The 19637-nt window shown below is 44.3% G+C and carries 6 protein-coding genes (1 of these 6 cut by a window edge); 5 read left to right on the forward strand and 1 reads right to left on the reverse strand.

Annotated features, from left to right (window positions below; genetic code table 11):
• Positions 1 to 7530 carry the 3' end of a DUF4347 domain-containing protein gene (locus R8G66_05595; protein ID MDW3191812.1) on the forward strand. Its footprint begins 20244 nt before the window's first position, so 7530 of the gene's 27774 nt are visible here — the last part of the coding sequence; its start codon lies beyond the left edge, outside the window; the stop codon is at positions 7528 to 7530.
• A gap of 550 nt (positions 7531 to 8080) precedes the next feature.
• On the opposite strand, the gene R8G66_05600 is transcribed toward R8G66_05595, so the two are convergent.
• Positions 8081 to 10150 (reverse strand): TonB-dependent receptor, encoded by a 2070-nt coding sequence (locus tag R8G66_05600; protein MDW3191813.1) that lies wholly within the window; start codon positions 10148 to 10150, stop codon positions 8081 to 8083.
• A gap of 174 nt (positions 10151 to 10324) precedes the next feature.
• Here R8G66_05600 and R8G66_05605 point away from each other — a divergent pair, with 174 nt between their 5' ends.
• From R8G66_05605 to R8G66_05620, 4 genes are all read left to right on the forward strand, one after another.
• Positions 10325 to 10759: a helix-turn-helix transcriptional regulator gene (locus R8G66_05605; GenBank protein MDW3191814.1), complete on the forward strand. Its 435-nt coding sequence runs from the start codon at positions 10325 to 10327 to the stop codon at positions 10757 to 10759.
• A 474-nt stretch (positions 10760 to 11233) separates the two neighbouring features.
• Positions 11234 to 11755 (forward strand): DinB family protein, encoded by a 522-nt coding sequence (locus R8G66_05610; protein MDW3191815.1) that lies wholly within the window; start codon positions 11234 to 11236, stop codon positions 11753 to 11755.
• A gap of 333 nt (positions 11756 to 12088) precedes the next feature.
• A complete protein-coding gene (locus tag R8G66_05615) occupies positions 12089 to 12538 on the forward strand; it encodes a T9SS type A sorting domain-containing protein (GenBank protein ID MDW3191816.1) in 450 nt (149 codons plus the stop codon).
• Positions 12495 to 19169, forward strand: coding sequence for a hypothetical protein (locus R8G66_05620; protein ID MDW3191817.1), 6675 nt, complete (start codon positions 12495 to 12497; stop codon positions 19167 to 19169). The genes R8G66_05615 and R8G66_05620 overlap by 44 nt, the downstream gene beginning before the upstream one ends.
• Positions 19170 to 19637: the final 468 nt, after the last annotated feature.

Genomic DNA, 19637 nt, shown 5'->3' on the forward strand with positions numbered 1-19637 from the left:
TTTACGGATGATGCAGGCAATGCTGGTGCGACCATCAATACGGTTACATCTTTGGAAGCGGATTTCATAGCTCCTACGTTATCGACGGTTAGTTTGAGTACAAACAATGGTACGGACAATCAACATGCGACGACAGGTGATGAGATTACTTTATCCTTCACGATGGACGATGATTTAAGTTCATCAGCAGCTTCCAACCCAGCTGTAACCATGTCGATAGGAGGAACAGGAGTTACCCCTACGTTGAATGATCTGGGAAGCAATAACTACAGTGCGACTTATACGCTGTTAGGTTCGGAGAATGAAGGTGCAGTAACGTTTACGATAGATTTCACTGATGATGCAGGTATTTCAGGAACGCAGGTTACGGCTACTACAGACGCAACTTCAGTAGAGGCAGATTTCAATGCACCGACATTGACAACAGTAAGCATAGCGAGTAGCCAGACAGCATCAGAGACTTTTGTAGATGCCAGTCACGCAGCGGATGGCAATACAGTAACCATCGACATTGTTTCTTCCGATGTACTGAGTGCGATACCAACGGTGACCGTGCGAAGTGGAAACATTGATGTACAGGGACCTGTAACCGTGGCCCATGACAATCCAGGTGCCCCGGACTTCCAGAATTTCAATGTGACTTATGCAGTAGATGGGGTAGGGACTTCTGATGGTGTTGATAAGGATGCAGATGGAGATGTTACCTTCTTCATCAACTTTGTAGATGATGCTGGAATTGCGGGAACACAAGTTACTGCTACGACAGATGCTACTACGGTTGAAGTAGACAATACAGCTCCTACGCTTTCAGGAGTTACGCTAGTCAGTAGCCAGACGGCATCGGAAGACTTTGCAGATGCAAGTCATGGTACGACAGGCAACCTAGTGACCTTGTCATTCACCGCTGATGATGACCTTAGTGCTACTCCGGTAGTGGGTCTCTCCATTGGGGGAACAGCAGTTACTGCAACGGTGAATACAGGTTCAGCGCCAAATTACACGGCTATCTATACCTTATTGGGAACAGAGAATAATGGAGCAATTACCTTCACGATTGACTTTATCGATGATGCAGGTAATGCTGGAACACAGGTAACAGCAACTGGTGATGGTAGCTCCATAGAAGCGGATTTCATAGCTCCTACGTTATCGACGGTTAGTTTGAGTACCAACAACAGTACGGACAATCAACATGCAACGACAGGTGATGAGATTACTTTATCCTTCACGATGGATGATGATTTAAGTTCATCAGCAGCTTCCAATCCAGCTGTGACCATGTCGATAGGAGGAACGCCGGTTACTCCTACGCTGAATAACCTGGGCAGCAATAATTACAGTGCTACTTATACACTGTTGGGATCAGAAAGTGAAGGTGCAGTTACCTTCACCATAGATTTTATCGATGATGCTGGCATTGCTGGAACTCAGGTAAGCACGACAACTGATGCGACATCTGTAGAAGCCGACTTCAATGCTCCCACGCTTACGACAGTAACTTTAGTGAGCAATAACACCACTGATAATCAACATGCGACAAACGGAGACGTTGTAACACTAGATATCGTATCGTCTGATGTATTGAGTGCCTTACCTACGGTGACCATTCGAAGTGGCAACATTGATGTTCAAGGTCCGATTACAGTGGCTCATGATAATCCTGGTGCACCAGACTTCCAGAATTTCGACGTGACTTATACGGTAGATGGTGATGGTACCTCTGATGGGGTAGATAAGGATGCGGATGGACCTTTGACCTTCTTTATCAACTTTATAGATGATGCAGGTATCGCGGGAACACAGGTTACCGCGACAACAGACGGAAGTTCCATCGAAGTAGACGCTTCAGATCCAGTAATTGAATCGCTTACTATCGTTCGTTCTTCTGGTACTGACAACACCTCTGGTAGCGATGACTTTGTTCAGGACGGAGATGAGGTCACGATCACAGTGAACTTCAATGATGATCTATCAAGTGGCTTCCCGACCATTAGCAATTTGCAAAGTGGCGGTGTAGCCATGGCAGCTTCTGGCACAGAAACGATTACCGAAACAGATGTGACGAATGAAATTTGGACAATTGTTTTCAATGTAGACTTGGGAGATACCGATGGTGATATCACATTCCAGATAGATTACAATGATGACGCTGGTAATACAGGCGTTCAGGTATCTGAGTCAGATATTACAGATGGTTCAAGTGTGGTAGTAGACAATACTGCGCCAACATCTACGATTACTGCGGAGATTGGATCTAGTAATACGGAAATTATCGTGACCTTCAATGAGAATGTGGCGACAAATGGTACGAATCCTACAGACTTTACGGTCGTTGATGAAGATTCAAATAACTACGCGGTTTCTGCTCAGGTAGATAATACAGCAGAGGATGACGAAATCGCATTGACGGTTGCTGATTTCAGTAATGCTGAAGGTGACCTTCTAGTAACTTATACCAATAGTAATGGAGAGATTTTTGATTTAGCAAACAATGCTGCTCCTACTTCAGTAACTGCGACTATAGAGAGAACATTTACAGGAAAAATAAGCCTGACGGAGGTTGCTACCAATACAGATGGTGATACGGATGATGAAGTCGCGATGTATAGAACAACAACTGATGGTATCAACTTATTTACTGGTACACCAGTAACATTTACACCTTCTGTAGAAGGAAGTACGATCACCATTTATCGTGATGAGGATTTGACTGACCCAGTTACTGGAGCTCAGTCCATCAATGTTACGAAGGCCTCAGGGTGGACACCAACCATTGATGTGTTCCTGGCGGATGAAGGTCTCACTTTAGGAGGAACTTCTTCAAGCGATTATGATGCCGATGCGAATGATATCAACGGTGTATATACATTCTATATCACGGAAACTGCAGTGAATGAAACGGATAGTGAAGGCTCTTCTGTGATTTATTCTCTTGCTTTCCTTGATAACATTGACAATACCGAAGATCGGATCAACTTCTCAGTTGGTGAAGATGCAACAACTGATCTAAGGGTAGGTAACGTGTTAGATCAGGAATTACAGATTTCCGGAGTTGCCATTGGTACACCGGATAGAGAAGAAGATACGCCAAATAGTAGTAACTCTTTTATTACTGGTGAAGCTGGAACGAATATAACAGTAGCGACCTTCAATGCGAGCATTGTCGGTCAGGGTACGTATCCATTGGATTTTCAGTGGATCAATGCTACATCGGGCGTTTCAGCCAGGTTTGAAGATGTTGTTACGCTGGCGATTACTCCAGTAGTTTCACCATTCTTTGATGATGGACAGAAGATCAATTTCGGTCGTGATGAAGCACAGCAAGACCTCTTAGTAAATAGCAACCCTTCTGGTGTAGATGTAGCGACTGACACAGACGAAGGAAACGCAGACTTCTACGATCTGGAGATTTACTATGTGCAAGACGGCAATATTCTGACAAGCATTGGAAGTGCGGGGGTGAATTCAAGTGCCGGTGGTGAAATAAGTGATGCACTTATTTACAGCGGTACCGCCCAGACATTCGGTTCTCCTTCAGGAGCTGCAAATACGGATTGGGACATTGACCCATCGGCAATTGATGCCTTCCTGGATGCGAATGTGACCACTGGGAGAGAAGTAATTGATACCCTGGTCATTGCTTACATAACAGCAAATGACAATGCTACTTCATCGGCGGACCTTACCGTAAATACCACTACGAATCTCTATCTATTTGAACCTGTGGATGATATTGTGACACAGGAAACAGAGTTTGCCACTGAATACTTTACTTGTGAAGGGGATGCGGTTGCTCCAATAACGACCAGTGACGCAGCGGAAGAGGCAACGTACGTATGGTATGTGGATGATGGTGACCTTACATTTGATGCCGGTGATACGGAGATCACAAGAAGTACCACGCTGACGAATGCAAATATCTTAGGTGAAACGACCACATACACGGCCATTGATGGTACTGGTCAAACGACAATGACTTATACCAATGATGATGGCGTAAATGGGACTACAGGTATCTATTATTTCTGGGTACATCATGTGAGAGGTGCTACCGATGACTTCTTGGGTACGACAAGTGATGAGACACTTATCGCTATAACGGTATTTGAAGATGCGACAGAGCCGGTATTTGATAGTAATACGGCTGTCAGCGCGGGGAATAATAATAATGTGGATTTCACATTGTTCTATGATGCCGCTAACCTGACTGAATCTGTGACTTTCTCTGCTGCCAGTGGTGGTGGATTTACCGGAGCTGATTTCAACCCGGTTGCCAGTACTTCAGATGTTGCAGCTGCTGATACAATCACCAATGAATTCCGATGGTATACGGCCAATGCAGATGGTACGAGAGGAACCCAGATCACTTCAGGGGCTACGGTTACCGCTCAGCAATTGCAGTTGACAGGATTGACTTCCGACGCAGACAGATACATCTATCTGGAAGAGGTGACAAATATTGTGCTGGCAGCAGATGGTACCACTGAGTTGTATGACGGATGTACGTCCAATGGAGTGGTGATTCTATTCTCTGTGAAAGTGAAACCAGCCGCACCGACTGGTACGACCAGCTTCTTCTATTGTGAAGGAGAAACAGTAGCCGACTTGACCATGAATGGAGAAGCAGGCAATACTTTCCGATGGTTGGATGTGAATAACAACCTGTTGTTCGAGCAAACTGCTAATACAGCAGGCGCATTCACTGCAGGCATTGCTTCTGATCTGGGTATCGGTTCCACACCGGAGGATAGTTTGTATACCATTAAGGTTTATCAGGTGAGTGACATTGTGAGTACAACTACGAATTCGTCTTCCGTTGCTCCGGATTCAGTAAACCTTCCTTTTGTTGGCGCTATCAGTGATACGACCGAAATCAGCATCAGAGTGAGACCAATACCGGCAGCACCAGTATTGGATGATCCAAGTAATGGACGCGATTATTGTGATGATGTCAGTTCACAATTGTCCATTGGATTCACAGAAGATGCAGTCTCTGCTCCAGATCTGTTCAGAATCTATTTAGATGATGAGGCGACCATCAGTTCCGAACTTAGTTCCACGCAAAGTGCCATCTTGTTTGACATGGAATCCAGTACTTATCTCGCAGGAAGGGACTCAACGATTTACATATCGCAAGTTTCGTTCTCCGGTGAAGGTGGGGTAGACTTTGTAGGTTGTGAAAGTCCTCTGGCCAGGGTAGATGTACATCCTAATCCAAACTTTAGGTCTTTCGCCAATGGGTCTTCATTGATCAACATTACGGAAGCATGTGAGGTAGGTATTACGGCGGAAATCTCTGTTGAGAACATGAATACGTTTACCGAATCCAACTACTTCGTAGATTGGAGAGTAGATGATCAGTTGAGAAGTGAATCAAATGATTTCAATTTGTCGATTGATGAGGATTACAACGCCGGTAATATTGTTTCTCTGGATATCACCGTTGAGGATCAGACAACCCTTTGTTTTGCTGAGATCAGTGAAAACAGGATCATTGGCGTCACTCCAATCTCTGATTTTACCATTAGCAACATCACGGAGAATAATAATACTGCTATTCGAGTGCGTGATAATAATCCTGATGTGACTGATGCGCTGGTTGAAACCATTTCCATGGACATTGTAGATGATAATGACTCGGATATTTTCAATCAGGTAAGAGCAGGTGGTACCGGTTCTGATATCCTGGGATCTATTTTTAATAATGATTTTAATGCTGGAGCATATACCGCTACCATGTCGACAACCTCCACCAGTGGTTGTAGAGATACGGTAAGCCTTGACTTCAACATTCTGCCTCAGGTTACCATCTCAAGTGACACATTGATTGATTTCGACAGAGGCAATCTGGAAAGTTGGTTTGCTGAGGAAGATCGTAACGTATCAGGAACGATAAACGCGCAAAATGTAAGACAGCTGGTGGGTAACTCCTGGGAGTTGAATTCTCCAGAAGGGGCTAACATCATTGAGGATGCAGACGGAGGAACATCCATTATGTGGGTAACTAATCGATTAGGGGAGTATAATCCTAGTGAAGTCTCTTACGTTTATTCTCCTTCTTTCAATGTAGACATTGAACGTCCGGCAGTTTCCTTTGATTATTACCTGGACCTTGTGGAGAATGACGGAGTTGTTTTACAGATCTCTACTGATGATGGAAATACCTGGACTGTCCTTGGGCAGCCAACTACCGGAGTATCCTGGTACAATGGCGAGGGAATCGCGTCGAATCCTGGTGGTGTAGAAGGTAATCCTAGTCGCTATGCCTGGGAAGGAGATGAAGGAGACCTGTGGGATGAGGCAGTACATGCCATTTCAGGCGATGACCTGACCACACTACGATTCAGATTTGCTTTAGGAAGCCGAGCTGCGGCCACTAAGGATAATCAGGAAGGTTTTGCTTTCGACAATTTTAGGATCTTCTCCAGAGACCGTACGACACTGATGGAGAATTTCACTTCAACACGGAGCCTGCAAAATGGGACAACCCGAGCCATTGTAGCTACAGATGCTATTCAGATGGAATTCCCCGGGGATGTGGTTGTGATCAATTATTTTACGGACCTGGAGGATCCAGAAGTTGATACTGATCCTGAAATTGAAGATATCATCTTTACTCAGAATCCTTCTGACCCGAACGCCCGATCGACCTACTATGGAATCAGCGAAATTGAGAAAGCTGTCCTGGGAGGAAAAGTTGGTACAAATCTTGAACCTGTTGGTCCTATAGATCCAGATGCGATATTTGGTGATCTGGGTTTTGCACGAGGTGATTTTGCAACAGACTTGCTTAGTCCTACTACGATAGACATGGTGCTGGAAGCAACGCTTCGTGAGAATGAAAATACCATTGATCTAAATTTGACGGTGCAAGCTGATTACCCTGAAGGAGTGCAACCGTTTGACGAAGAATCGCAGTTGTCAACAAGAGTGATGGTGCTGCAGGAATCTGTGGGAGGTCAGGAAGTCCTCGAGAATGTCGAAGGAGATATTACTTTCCGCAATGTCTTGCGAGAAATTGTCACTGGCTCCAGTGGAATATCAACGTCAGGAATGGTCATTGCGGATCAGACTGAATTTGTGAGCTGGACGGATGACTGGGAAGTGAGCGGCATCTTTGCCAATACGGAAACAGATAGTGTGACGATGGTTGTTGTAGCATTCGTTCAGAATGAAGTAACAAGAGAAATTTTGCAAGTAGTAGAGCAAACGGTAAGGGTTGCGGTACCAGAGACGGTCACCAGTATCCATCCGGATTTCTTCAGTACTGAAGAGACCTATCAGATTTATCCTAACCCGGCGGAAAGTGTCTTCACGGTTGAGTTGGAGAAACCTACCATGATGGATTTAAATTGGGTGTTGGTTGATCAGACTGGTAAGAGGGTGGTAGTTGGTGATATCCGACAAGGGGCTCAGAAGGTAGAAGTGATCACCGATCATCTATCCAGCGGCTTATACTTCTTCCAGCTCTACAACAATGATCATGTTTGGGATAGCCAAAGAGTGATGATCATGAAAGGATCTAGATAAACATTCAATAAAAAACAAATAGGAAAGGCCCATCGATTATGATGGGCCTTTTTGCTTTTCCTACCTCTGAGAAAGTGATTTTTGGGTTCTGGATTTCCTGCCGAAGGCATGGAAAACCACAATGAGTAGTTCTTTTATCAGATTCGTTCAATCGCTACGATTGAACGCTGAAGTGCATTTGTGTGATAAGGGAAAGATCACGGGAATACTGTCAATAATCCATAAGCCGAAGAAGAGATGACTTCAATAGTCTTAACAGAAAATCGTCATGGTACTAAGTGAAAAGTGAATATCGGATCGTGTTAAGTAATATGCTATTTCCGCGATAGAGAGAAGCAATGCTAATAAGTTGAGGTTGACGTTCTATCCCAATTAATCATTCCCGAATGAGAATCTTTGATAATTGGATGATTAATTAATGATTTGAGCAAGGACTCCCTTAGGCTGTACTCGGAAGCGTATTAAACTTTACTTATAGCATCGGGGAGAGGCCAGCAGTGAGTTATTTCAGGTTATTTTCCTCCGTTTTCCAACGCTGATAGACCTCCAATTAAAAGGTATATGCCACCCTAAGTCGTGTAAACCAATTCAATGGGAGTCCAGGATAAAAATACCTTGGAGCAGCCCCCCCGAATCCAGTCGCATTGATCAGCAACATAGAGGCATATTTTTGTTCGGTGATGTTTCTCGCAGTGAATCCCAGGTCATATTTCCAGGGACCAATTTCACCAGCATGTCCAATAGTGGCATTGACCAGTAAATATTGATTAGAGAAGATGGTATTGTCATCCGTGATCGGGATAGCTGAAGTGTATTGCTGATCGAGATACAAATAAACCAACGGCTTAAATTGAAACTGTAGACGATTGAAGAAGGTTTGTTTCGGCACACCCGTCAATTGATTACCAGAAAAAGTATTTTCACCATCCACAAACTCATCAAAAGTGAAATCCGAGAAACTGTATGATCCCTGGTTGGATAATTCTATTCGTGGTGTGTTTATGAATTCCAGTAGAAAGGAAAGCTCCACTCCCTGATGGCTCGTTTCACCAGCATTGATGCCAATGAATTGGTCTTCAGCCGTTCTTCTGGCCACCAGTAAGTTGCTTATCTGCATGCGATAGAGGGTAAGGTCAAAAGTAGCCCGGCCAAAGAAACCCCTTAACCCAACTTCCGTATTCCATCCCGTTTCTGGTTCAATATCAGGATTGATCGCACCATCAGGCAACAACGTTTCTTCCAGGGTAGGTGGAGAAAAGCCGTGACTCACAGCAAAGTAGGTGCTCAGTCGTGGAGTAATCTGATAGTTAAGGGCCAACCTTGGTGATAGCACCCCTTGATAATCATAATCACCATTTTGCCCCGAAGCAGCATCAAACCGGTCCTCCAGAACGTATTGTGTCTTATTGAAATTCAGACCGGCAGTCATGATCAATCCATCCGCCAGTTCATGATCCAATTGCGTAAAGGCGTTGATGTAATTCCTGCGTTCTTTCAGGTCCGACAATTGATCACCGGCTACACTGCCCATACCAGGAAAGTCCCGGTACAGGTTGGCCAGTGTTTGGAAAGAGTGCTGATCCCAGAACAGTTCAGTGCCGATCATCCAGGTAGTTTTTTCAGAAAAGTCGAAGATCAATCGGTTTCGGGTACCGACACCAGTCGTACTTTCGTCCAGGATGTTGAAAGGCCTGGGTTCATAATTATTCTGGTTGGTGACGAAGATACTGGATTTAAGGGTCAGGTTAGCCCCTATTAACGTGCTATAAGACACGCCTTGTAGTAAGGTAGCATAATCTTCAAAACCTTCGGCACTGCCCCAGGTAAAGGCGGCTTTGATGGGAGATTGTTCAAAGTCCGTCTCATTGATTGAACTGGGAATGAATGCCTTTTGATCCACAAAATAAGTAAGGAAATTGAGCTTTCCGTTGCCCAACGCCGTTTCAATATGGACCAAGGTATGGGAGCGGTCCACCTCATTGTTGTCACGATAGCCACTACTGGTCAGGTGTCCGGCTGTAGCAAAAACTTTGAGCTTTTCGGTTCCCATAGCGAAGCGCAGTTGTTCTTTCACCAATCCAAAAGAACCAACGGTTAGATCATTGGTCAATGTCGCTTTGCCTGTAGTGGGAGCGATGGGGTTCATCAGGATAACGCCTCCAAGCCCACTACCAAAGACAGAAGCGTTGGGACCTTTGATGATTTCGTAAGATCGGAGACCTGCCAGGTCAATGTCTTCGATATTGGTTTCGCCTGAGCCGTTGGTCAGTGGGATCTCGCCAAAGTAAGCACGGATCTTATTGGTCGAGAAAGGAGACCTGGAACCAATGCCACGGATCGTGATCCGGTTGGTATTGATGGTACCCGAATGCATGTATACACCGGGGATTCGATTGATGGATTCCTGAATGTTCGTAGGATCAGCGGTTTCCAGGTCACTTTGTTTGATGATGGAGATATTGCCACCATAAGATTGATAGTCCTGCTCGACACCTATGGCATTGACCGTAACTTCCTTCAGCCGAACGATGGTTGAGTCGGATACATAATCCTGAGAAATCCCATTCCAGGGAATAAGGAAACCAGACAGGAGTAAAGAATAGGCGAACAAATGCTTCATAGGTAAAATTTCCGCAAAGATTGAATTTATCCTGAAAGATGGAAGCAGCTTTTTGATCACCGGAGGAAAGGGAACTGACTTATTTCACGATTTGATTGGATTGAACGAGGATAAGGGGTGTGATTTGCGAATAATTTTGTTAATTGAAGATGTTAATGACAAATGCACATTCCATTGAGTTATATAAGCTACAACCTTCGATTTTGGAGAACTAAAAAAGGCCTGAGTCAGCAAAAGTTTGCGGAGGAATTGGGTGTCACCAGGGGGATGCTTGCGACTTACGAAGAATCCGTTGAGCCCAGACAGGAATTTTTGATGACCATTGTAGAGAAATACCATGTCAACCTTCACTACTTCTTTACCCGTAAAATGACAGATGGTACTTTCGAAACGTTTTTTCTGAAATCTGCAGATGAGAACATTTCAATCGAACAGAAGCAAAGCTCAACCGCGATCATTGGTCTTCTTTATGATCTGATTGATGAACAGGACAAAGACAAGCGCAATCAGATTGCCCGCCAGGTGACCATGTACATTACACGGATGACCGATGAGAACAACGAAATGAAAGACGAGCTGTATGGGTTTATGAAACGTATGATGGCGTGATTGCAGTGATGTGGGTAGGATACTCTGTGTTCGTCCAAATGCTGCTCGGTTATTATTGCATTGCACGACTCGGTAAGGTGAGCGACTGGATTTTAATCAGCATTTGTAATACTAACCCTCTAAACCTATCAGGATTAACTCCTGTGTGAAGTGACATTATAGGTTTCATTCTGTGGAATAATGGCTTGCTGTTTTTCTTTCCATTAGCTCCTCAAAATCCCTTATCTTTGATTCACACAAAATGTTTCAAGCTTTGAGAGTAATTCTGAAATTCATAGCAGCTTAATCGTTAGCCCCTCATCCGGAGGCTAATATTTCTGTGTTCGGAGTTCTTCCGAACCTAATTCTATTTTATCAAGGATTTGCATGTGTTTGATCAGTTCTATTGCTGTGTCTGAGGGCTAGTCTTATAGATAGGAATAAGCAATGGCATAGTCTACATCTACTGCATGTGAATCACAACACCTATTGTTTATGAAAAATCAAGAAGTAAAGAAAGATCCCGCATTCTTAGCATATGTATTAGAATTGAATGAGGGCCATACACTCGAAGAAGCATTACAAATAAGCCTGGAACAGATCAATCAATTAGATATCGATCAATTGAATCGAATTGGTTTGAAGACTTATGCCAAGGACAAATGGACCATTCACCAGATCCTGCAACACCTCATCGACTGGGAAAGGATTTGGTGTTTCAGAGCCGTCCTGTTTGCCAGGGGAGAAGGGACCATTCCAGAATCACATGACCAGGAAATCATGGGAGCGAACTCAAATGCGAATGAACTGTCCATCGAGCAGCTGATCAATGAGCTTCGGGCGGTACGGCAATCATCGATATTGATGTTCCAGTCTTTCAAAGAAAAAATATTGGAAATGAACTGTGTATTTTTCGAATATGAGATGCCTTTGTACACCATTGGCTTGACCATTGCGGCACATCAGATCCATCATTTCAATGTCATCAGAGAAAGGTATATGCCACTGGATGAATAGTTCCAAACAAACCTATAAGGTCTAACGCTAGTGTGAACAGACCTTATAGGTTTTAATCCGCGAGGATGGCGGCTATAGGTTTCTCTCTTTTGAGCTCGAATTTTATTGCATTCCCTGCCTCGCCAAGACGAGCGGACGGAATTTGGTAAATAACCATAATGCAGCATATTCCATGGTGAATTCCGTACTTTCTTTTTGATGCATTCCGTTAGAACTGGTTGTTTCAGAAGCCAATAAAATAGATTCTACCATAAGATTGCATCAAAGCATCAGGTTTCGTACTTTAGAGGTACATAACAAAATAACGTGTCCTTTCTCTATTCAAAACATAGCATGCTTTGCATTGCGTGTGTAGTATTCGTGTTGAGTACGAAAGCACAGCTCATCGGCGACTTTGTACCGGCGGTCCAAACGACTGAGGCGAATGAATTCAGATTGGGAGTACTGGTAGCAACGACCTATGAAGGTGATCATGCGGTGATTATTCACAATTATCTGATTGAAGAAGTAACTACAACTACCCTTGGGCTTGAGAAAGAAAAAATTCACGTGAATGTTTTTCCAAATCCGGTAAGCGATGTACTACATATTGCTTCTGAAAAATTGATTACATCGATCACGGTTTCAGATCTTACCGGAAGGAAGTTAATCTCTGAAACAGGAATATCTACAAAGCAATCCAGTATTAACTTAAAGCAATTGGCCGAATCGGTCGTATTGCTCACCCTTACCTTCAACAATGAAAAGGTCAAAAGAATCAAAATTTCTAAAGTACGTCCTTAGTGTCCTTTGCCTGATACAGGTTGCTACATTACAGGGCCAGCAAGTACCTCAATACATCAACTACCAGGGGCTAGTCAAAGATGTGGATGGTGGAGACCCCATACGAAATGCGGAAATAGGAATCCGGGTAAGCATACTAGATCAGGATTTCATTGCTTTGTACACGGAAACTCACATCACCACTACCACCGAAAATGGAATTTATGCGATCAAAATCGGAGCGGGTGCCATTTCCCTCGGCGAGTTTTTAGAGATCGACTGGGTTTCAGGTGAAAGACATATTCAGGTAGAGCTCGATAGGGACGGAACCACCAATGGAGAGAGTTATGAATTGATGGGCATGTCCCAGATACTTTCTGTACCCTATGCTTTGGTAAGTGATCGTGCAGATTATGCCATTCGTTCCGGCGAATCTGATTCCTCTCAAATTGCCAACTCTTTGATTTCAGGGTATATCGTAGAGCAGAGTAGAAAAGCTGACTATGCTGATACTGCCGGATTCGCCGTATCAATATCAAGTGACGTAGTTCCTACTCGAAGTTTCAAAGCGGATACCGCAGATTATGCCAATCGGTCTGGTGAATCTGATGCTGCCGAAGTAGCTAACTCTTTGATATCAGGATATATCGTCGATCAGAGTTTGAATGCCAACTATGCCGATACGGCCGATTACGCCACGCTATCCCAAGAAGCAGTCAGTGCCCAGGTGGCCGAATCACTTACATCGGGCTATGTAGTCGAGAAAAGTGAGCAGGCTGTTTATGCTGATTCTTCTGTATATACAGATACTTCGGATTATGCAACGATATCCGGTGAAGCAGTTACTGCTCGGGTCGCACAATCACTGATTTCCGGGTATGTTGTAGATCAAACGGCATATGCTGATACTGCTGCCTATGCCAGGAGCGGAGTAGATGCTGACAGTACCAATGAAATTCAATCGCTGAGTTTCGAAAATGAGTTATTGAGCATCAGTGGATCCAATAGTGTAACGATCCCGATCAGATCGCCCAGAATTCAACCAAACGAAGCAGAATGCACAGAGGACAATGCTGGACTGTTGCGATTTGAACCAACCCGTAAGGTGATTCAATACTGTGATGGAGGACATTGGGTGAATATGCATGCCGCACCATTGAGTATTGTTACTAATAAAGTCGTAGATGCTTATTGCGAATCAGCCTCTGGCAGCGTAGAAATTAACTTGACTGGAGGACAGCAACCTTTTTCAATTGCCTGGAGCAATGGTGTGACGGATCAGTTCAAAATTGAAAATGTAAAAGCCGGAAACTATTCGGTGACAATCACGGACGGGGCGGGTAGATCATTGTCTCAAACGTTCACCGTAAATGTGCAACAGCGCACAATTGATGAAGGTGTTTCAAATGTGCAGCCGAATACCGTATGTAAGCCCGATTCAAATGACCCAATGGCACCCGATCATAATGGCCAAGTTACTTTTACCCCAACTAGTGTCCAATCCTCGGGAGGGTTTACCTTCCAGTTGATGACCAGCGATGGAGTCACTGTAAATAGTGACGGCTCTACGAATGGTTTCAATGAGGTCGCCTACGCCACTTCGGGAAGTACATCCACTGTCACGGGATTGCCAGATGATAACTACCAAATGGTGGTGACGGATAATGAGACATTGTGTGAGATTACGCACACCTTTGAAATCCTGGCAGATTTTACCAATGAGCCCGTGATTGAACTTACTCAGGTTGTCATTAGCGACAATACCTCTTGCGACGCAACAGCAGCAAATGGTCAGATTGATGCTTCTGGTGCAAATGTGCTTTCTGGTGGTTCCGGTCAATACCTTTACCAATGGTTCAAAGCAGAAGATACCAGTACACCGATCGATAATGATGCAGTGCTTAGTGCTATTACTAGTGGTGTGTATATATTAACGATAACTGATGCACAATTAGGATGTATAACTTCCCAGACTTTTACCATAGCTGATGATGCCCCTGTCATAACTGCGGTTGAGAGTTTGAGAAGCAGCAACACGGTGTGTGATCCTTCTACCAACGATCCTACGGCAGTTGATGCGAATGGTACCATTACCTTCACACCTGAAACCAACGGGGTTGCTTCGGGTAATTATTCGTTTGCGTTGGAGACCGCTGACGGTACGGCTATACCGAACGGAGGAGTCCATTTAAACGGAACGGTGAACTACAATGATGGTGGAGCAGGGGTTGCTACTACCACTGTCACTGGACTTGATGGCGACAGTTATGTAATGATCATTACAGATTTGGAGAATCAATGTGCGATTTCTTATGCCTTCCAGATTTTTGATAGCAGTTCGGGTGCTCCAAGTGTCAGTTTTGCTCTGTCCCAGATTACGAATAACGCATCTTGCGATGCGAATGCCTTCACTGGACAGGTGGATGTATCCTCCCCAGGAGCAGTAGTCGGAGGGTCAGGAGATTATAGATATGAGTGGGCCAATTTTTCTAACCCTACAGTCATTATTGACAATGATGCTATACTGAATGGAGTAGGTGGTGGACAATATATGCTGTGGGTAATTGACAATCAGGCAGGCTGCCGTTCTTCGGCTAAGACAGTCGTTGTGGTTGATGATATTCCTGCTTTTATGCTAGGAGCCACAGGTATTACTGATAATAAGGTTTGTGAAGCCAACAATAATAATCCAGGAGCCAATGACGCCAACGGATCCATTTCCTTTAATCCGATGACCGGTGGTGTGGACCTGGGAACATACACCTTTTTGCTCAAAGCCGCTAACGGACCGAACGTTGAAGATGCGACCGATATATTGGATGGAAGTACCCATCTCAATGGGACAGTAAGTTATGACGGTGATAACATTGGATCTTCTGGTACGATGGTTACGGGATTGGATGCCGGGGATTACTATATGTCAGTGACTGACCTCAGTAACGGTTGCTCGGCACTTTACGCGTTCAATATTGCCAATGATGCTACTGATTTGCCAGTAATCACTATAGGTAATATCACTATTTCGAGTAACACGGCTTGTGGCAATGGAGCATTTGATGGTGAGGCCAACGCTACTGCCAGTAATGCGGTGACAGGTGGATCAGGTGATTATCGTTACGAATGGGCAAGTGCTACTAGCCCAGGAGTTGTGATTGATAGTGATGCGATATTGAATGGCGTGGACGGAGGAGATTACATCCTTACGGTGACAGATGATCAAACTGGTTGTGCGTCAACTGCAGTACAAGTGACTATTGGGGATATATTCCCTACGATCAACCCCGTGGTTTCTTTACAAATCAACAATACGGTTTGTGATGCCGCTGAAAATGATGCGGGTGATTTGGATGCTAATGGCAGGATTACTTTTACACCAACCACAACTAATAACATAGTGGCTACAACAACAGTTGCTACTGCTTATAACTTTTCGTTAGCTACCGCTGGTGGCACGACCATAGTGAATGGGAGTACGCATAATTCCGTTAATATTTCCTATTCTACCACCGGATCCGTGTCGACTGTCACTGGCCTTTCGGGAGGTAACTATGTAATGACCATAACAGACGCTGATGTTGGCTGTGACCTGGATTATGCCTTTACCATAGTTGATGATGCTACGGATATTCCTTTAATTACATTAGAGAATATTTCCATCTCAAATAATACGACTTGCGACAATACCGCCTGGACAGGAGAGGCCAACGCTGCTGCAATTAATGCGGTTACCGGAGGTTCAGGTGATTATCGATACGAATGGGCATTTGCCACTGCCCCAGGCGTTTTAATTGATAATGATGCGATGTTGAATGGCGTGGACGGAGGAGATTACATCCTTTCCGTAATTGATGATCAAAGGGGTTGTATGGCGCTACCCGTAACAGTTACGGTCTCTAATGATATGGATAATCCCACATTCATGGTTGATGCGATAGGAGCCGGTTCGGCATTCAATACAGTTTGTGACGTAACCACCGCCGGAGACTATAATGGAGCCGTTTCAATTACCACGACAGAATCAGGTCCTTACATCTTTAACTGGTACGATGGTTCCGGGACTTCAGTTCCAACAGCCTACACGGTAACCAATAGTTCCCAGAATAGCGTGCTTTCCCTTGCTCCTGCGGGGACTTATACGGTTAACATTTCAAATACAGTGAACAGTTGTGATACCACGTTTCAGGTAACCATTGTTAATGACTTTCAGGATGTTCTCACCAGTTTTGATATCTCATCGGATTTATCAGTAACGGATGACAATTCGTCCATTTCTAATAATGGTACAATTACTTTCTCCGAATCTGATCTGGATGTGGCATTAGGAGCAGATGCGCCGGCAAATTACCTTGTCAAATTGTATGCGGGTACAAACGTTTCAGGCACTCCAGAGGAGGATAGTACGGCTCCATATTCATTTACCAGTCTTTCATCAGGAAGTTATACGGTTGAAGTAGTGAATCCCATTACAGGTTGTAGAACGTTAGCAGCGACAACCTCGATCGCTAGTGTACCTGTTGTGATTAGCGCAGGTGTAAGTACCCTGAATGATAATACGGTATGTGATCCCGCGAATAACGATCCTGCAGCAAATGATGCGAATGGGTCGATCACCTTTACCCCAGAAACGGATGGTGTTTCTTCCAATAATTACACGTTTGCGTTAGCTACTTCAGATGGAACCAGTATCTCAAATGGTGCAGTCTATCTTGACGGGACTGTGACTTATAAAGATAATGCAACTGGATCGTCTTCCACTACGGTATTGGGCCTTGCTGGCGGATCATATGTAATGAAGATAACTGACCTGGATAATTCAGAAACTCTGGATCATAACTTTGTCATTGCAAATGATGCTTCAGTGGTACCGGTCATCACTCTGGCTAACATAACTACCGCACATAATGTCACTTGCGACAATACCGCTTACACGGGAGAGGCAGATGCTTCGGGAGCCGTGGCTGGCGGATCAGGAAACTATGCCTATACATGGGCCAATACTTCAGACCCTGCCACGGTACTAGACAATGATGCAGTCTTGAATCAAGTGGGGGCCGGTACATATAAATTGACAGTTAGAGATTTAGAAACGGGCTGTGAGGCATCAAATGATCAAGTGTTTATTGATTTGTCCAATATTGCCTGGACTGTTGAGAATGGTGAAGTAACCATTGTCAACAGTGATGATTGTGCAGGAAATACGGGTTCATTGGTGATCAATACCATCACGCAATCGCAGGGGGGCGGCTTTCCGGAGCCTACGTCAACTACCTATACAGATTTCCGGTTTCAGTGGTCAATTTCAGGGGGAGGAATGCTTCAGGTGATTCCATTTGACGGACTTACAGGCACGTTTCAAAGTGGAGAATCGCTAACCGTAGGGAGTAGTGTTTCCGCCACTGTGGTGGGTGCATCTGGAAACTTCCTGACCGTCTCCGGGCTTTCGGAAAGTATCTCGGACAATGACTTGATCATTGGAGGTACTACAGGAACATCTGCTTTGGTAAATCATGTTTTGGATATTTCAGCTACCTCGGGAACGATCGGGGCAAATTCAATTTCCGGGCTAGCAGCAAACGATTATGACGTGGCGATATCTGAAGCGAATTGCTCCGATCCTGACCCGGCAACAAGTACTTTAACCGTGACTTCCTCGTCTATAAAACCGGAATTACAAGTTACTGCAACTCAGGCTGATGCTTCATGCGATGCGGTAAGCGCAACCGGATCGGCTACCGTCGATGTTGTATATCAGGGAGTCATTCAAGTACCGTCCAATTACGTTTTCTCCTGGTTTGAGTCAGATGGTACTTCGACTTTGGGTACCACGACAACTTCCGCAACCTTTAACATCAATGGTAACATGGCATCCAACTTACCTGATGGAACTTACTATGTAAAGGCTACTGATAATACTTCCCACGTAGGGTGTGAATCTGATGTTATTGAAGTAACCATCAACAATGACCCTTCTGTGATCTCGTTAACTGCCTCAGATGTTAACCTTATAAATAATACGAATTGTGCCAATTCCAATGGAGTTATCCAGGTACTGAGTGTAATGGAAAATGGTGTAAGTACATCTTCGTTAGCAGATTACTCCTTTAGCTGGCAGTTTGGTGGGGTCGCATTTGTCAATGGAACGGATGGCATTCTGGGTAACCTGGGAGGAGGAACTGATAATCAGATTACCGATGCGCTTGCAGGTAATTACATGGTTACCATGACGAATGTGGTGACGGGTTGTTCTACCATGCAAGATTTCACTTTATTGGATGATGCGGTTGATCCGGTAATTAACCTTACGAGTACAGTGGAGGATTCTTCATGTGATGGCATAAATAATATTGGCGATGGGTCAGCATCCGTATCGATTACGGAAGCCGGTGTTGCCATACCGCTTTCCGATTTATCCATAGAATGGTATCGAGGTTCATTTACGGCCGCTCCGGGCATATCACAGGCGAGTTTCATTGTTGACGATATTGGATCATCGGCAGGTTCGAATGCTGGCTCAGCAACGGTTGATGGAGACCTCCTATCCTTGCAGGGACTTGAAAATGGCACATACACCATATTCGTTGAAAAAGGAAGTGTACCTAATTTGGGATGTACTTCCTATCAAGTTATTACTGTTGGTGATGGATGTGAATAATCCATGTTGCACCTTAATGCCAGGTTTTGTAACCGGTAAATACCCTGGTGTGCAGTGAAAAGAATCTGGCATTTCTAGTTAAATGACTTCCAAACCTATGACGTCTAACTCTTGCAAGATAAATACCTTGAAGATTTATCGACGAAAGCCACATACCCCTTCGATTGATTTTGATAGTTGTAAAAAGGATGTAGGCCACTACATTCAGTCGCAAATGCATTGCCTGCCTCGGCAAGGCGGGCGACTGAATCTTATTCAGTATTTGCAATGCTGATTCCCTTCAAACCTATCAGGTGTAACCCCTGCATGAAGAGACTTTATAGGTTTCATTCTGTAGAATGAAGACTTTCTTTAATGTTTTCACATTGAGGTAAGCACAAATATTTACTAAAGTTGATATTTGACTGTCAAATCTGTTCATATAGAAGCCACATAATGATTAGAAATTCAGTGACTTACTGTTTTGAA

This window comes from Cytophagales bacterium (genome assembly GCA_033344775.1).
Lineage (GTDB): Bacteria > Bacteroidota > Bacteroidia > Cytophagales > Cyclobacteriaceae > JAWPMT01.

Coding starts and splice junctions, on each gene's coding strand:
- R8G66_05615 (MDW3191816.1), top strand. CDS start 12,089: ATGCTTTGCATTGCGTGTGTAGTATTCGTGTTGAGTACGAAAGCACAG.
- R8G66_05610 (MDW3191815.1), top strand. CDS start 11,234: ATGAAAAATCAAGAAGTAAAGAAAGATCCCGCATTCTTAGCATATGTA.
- R8G66_05600 (MDW3191813.1), bottom strand. CDS start 10,150: ATGAAGCATTTGTTCGCCTATTCTTTACTCCTGTCTGGTTTCCTTATT.
- R8G66_05620 (MDW3191817.1), top strand. CDS start 12,495: ATGAAAAGGTCAAAAGAATCAAAATTTCTAAAGTACGTCCTTAGTGTC.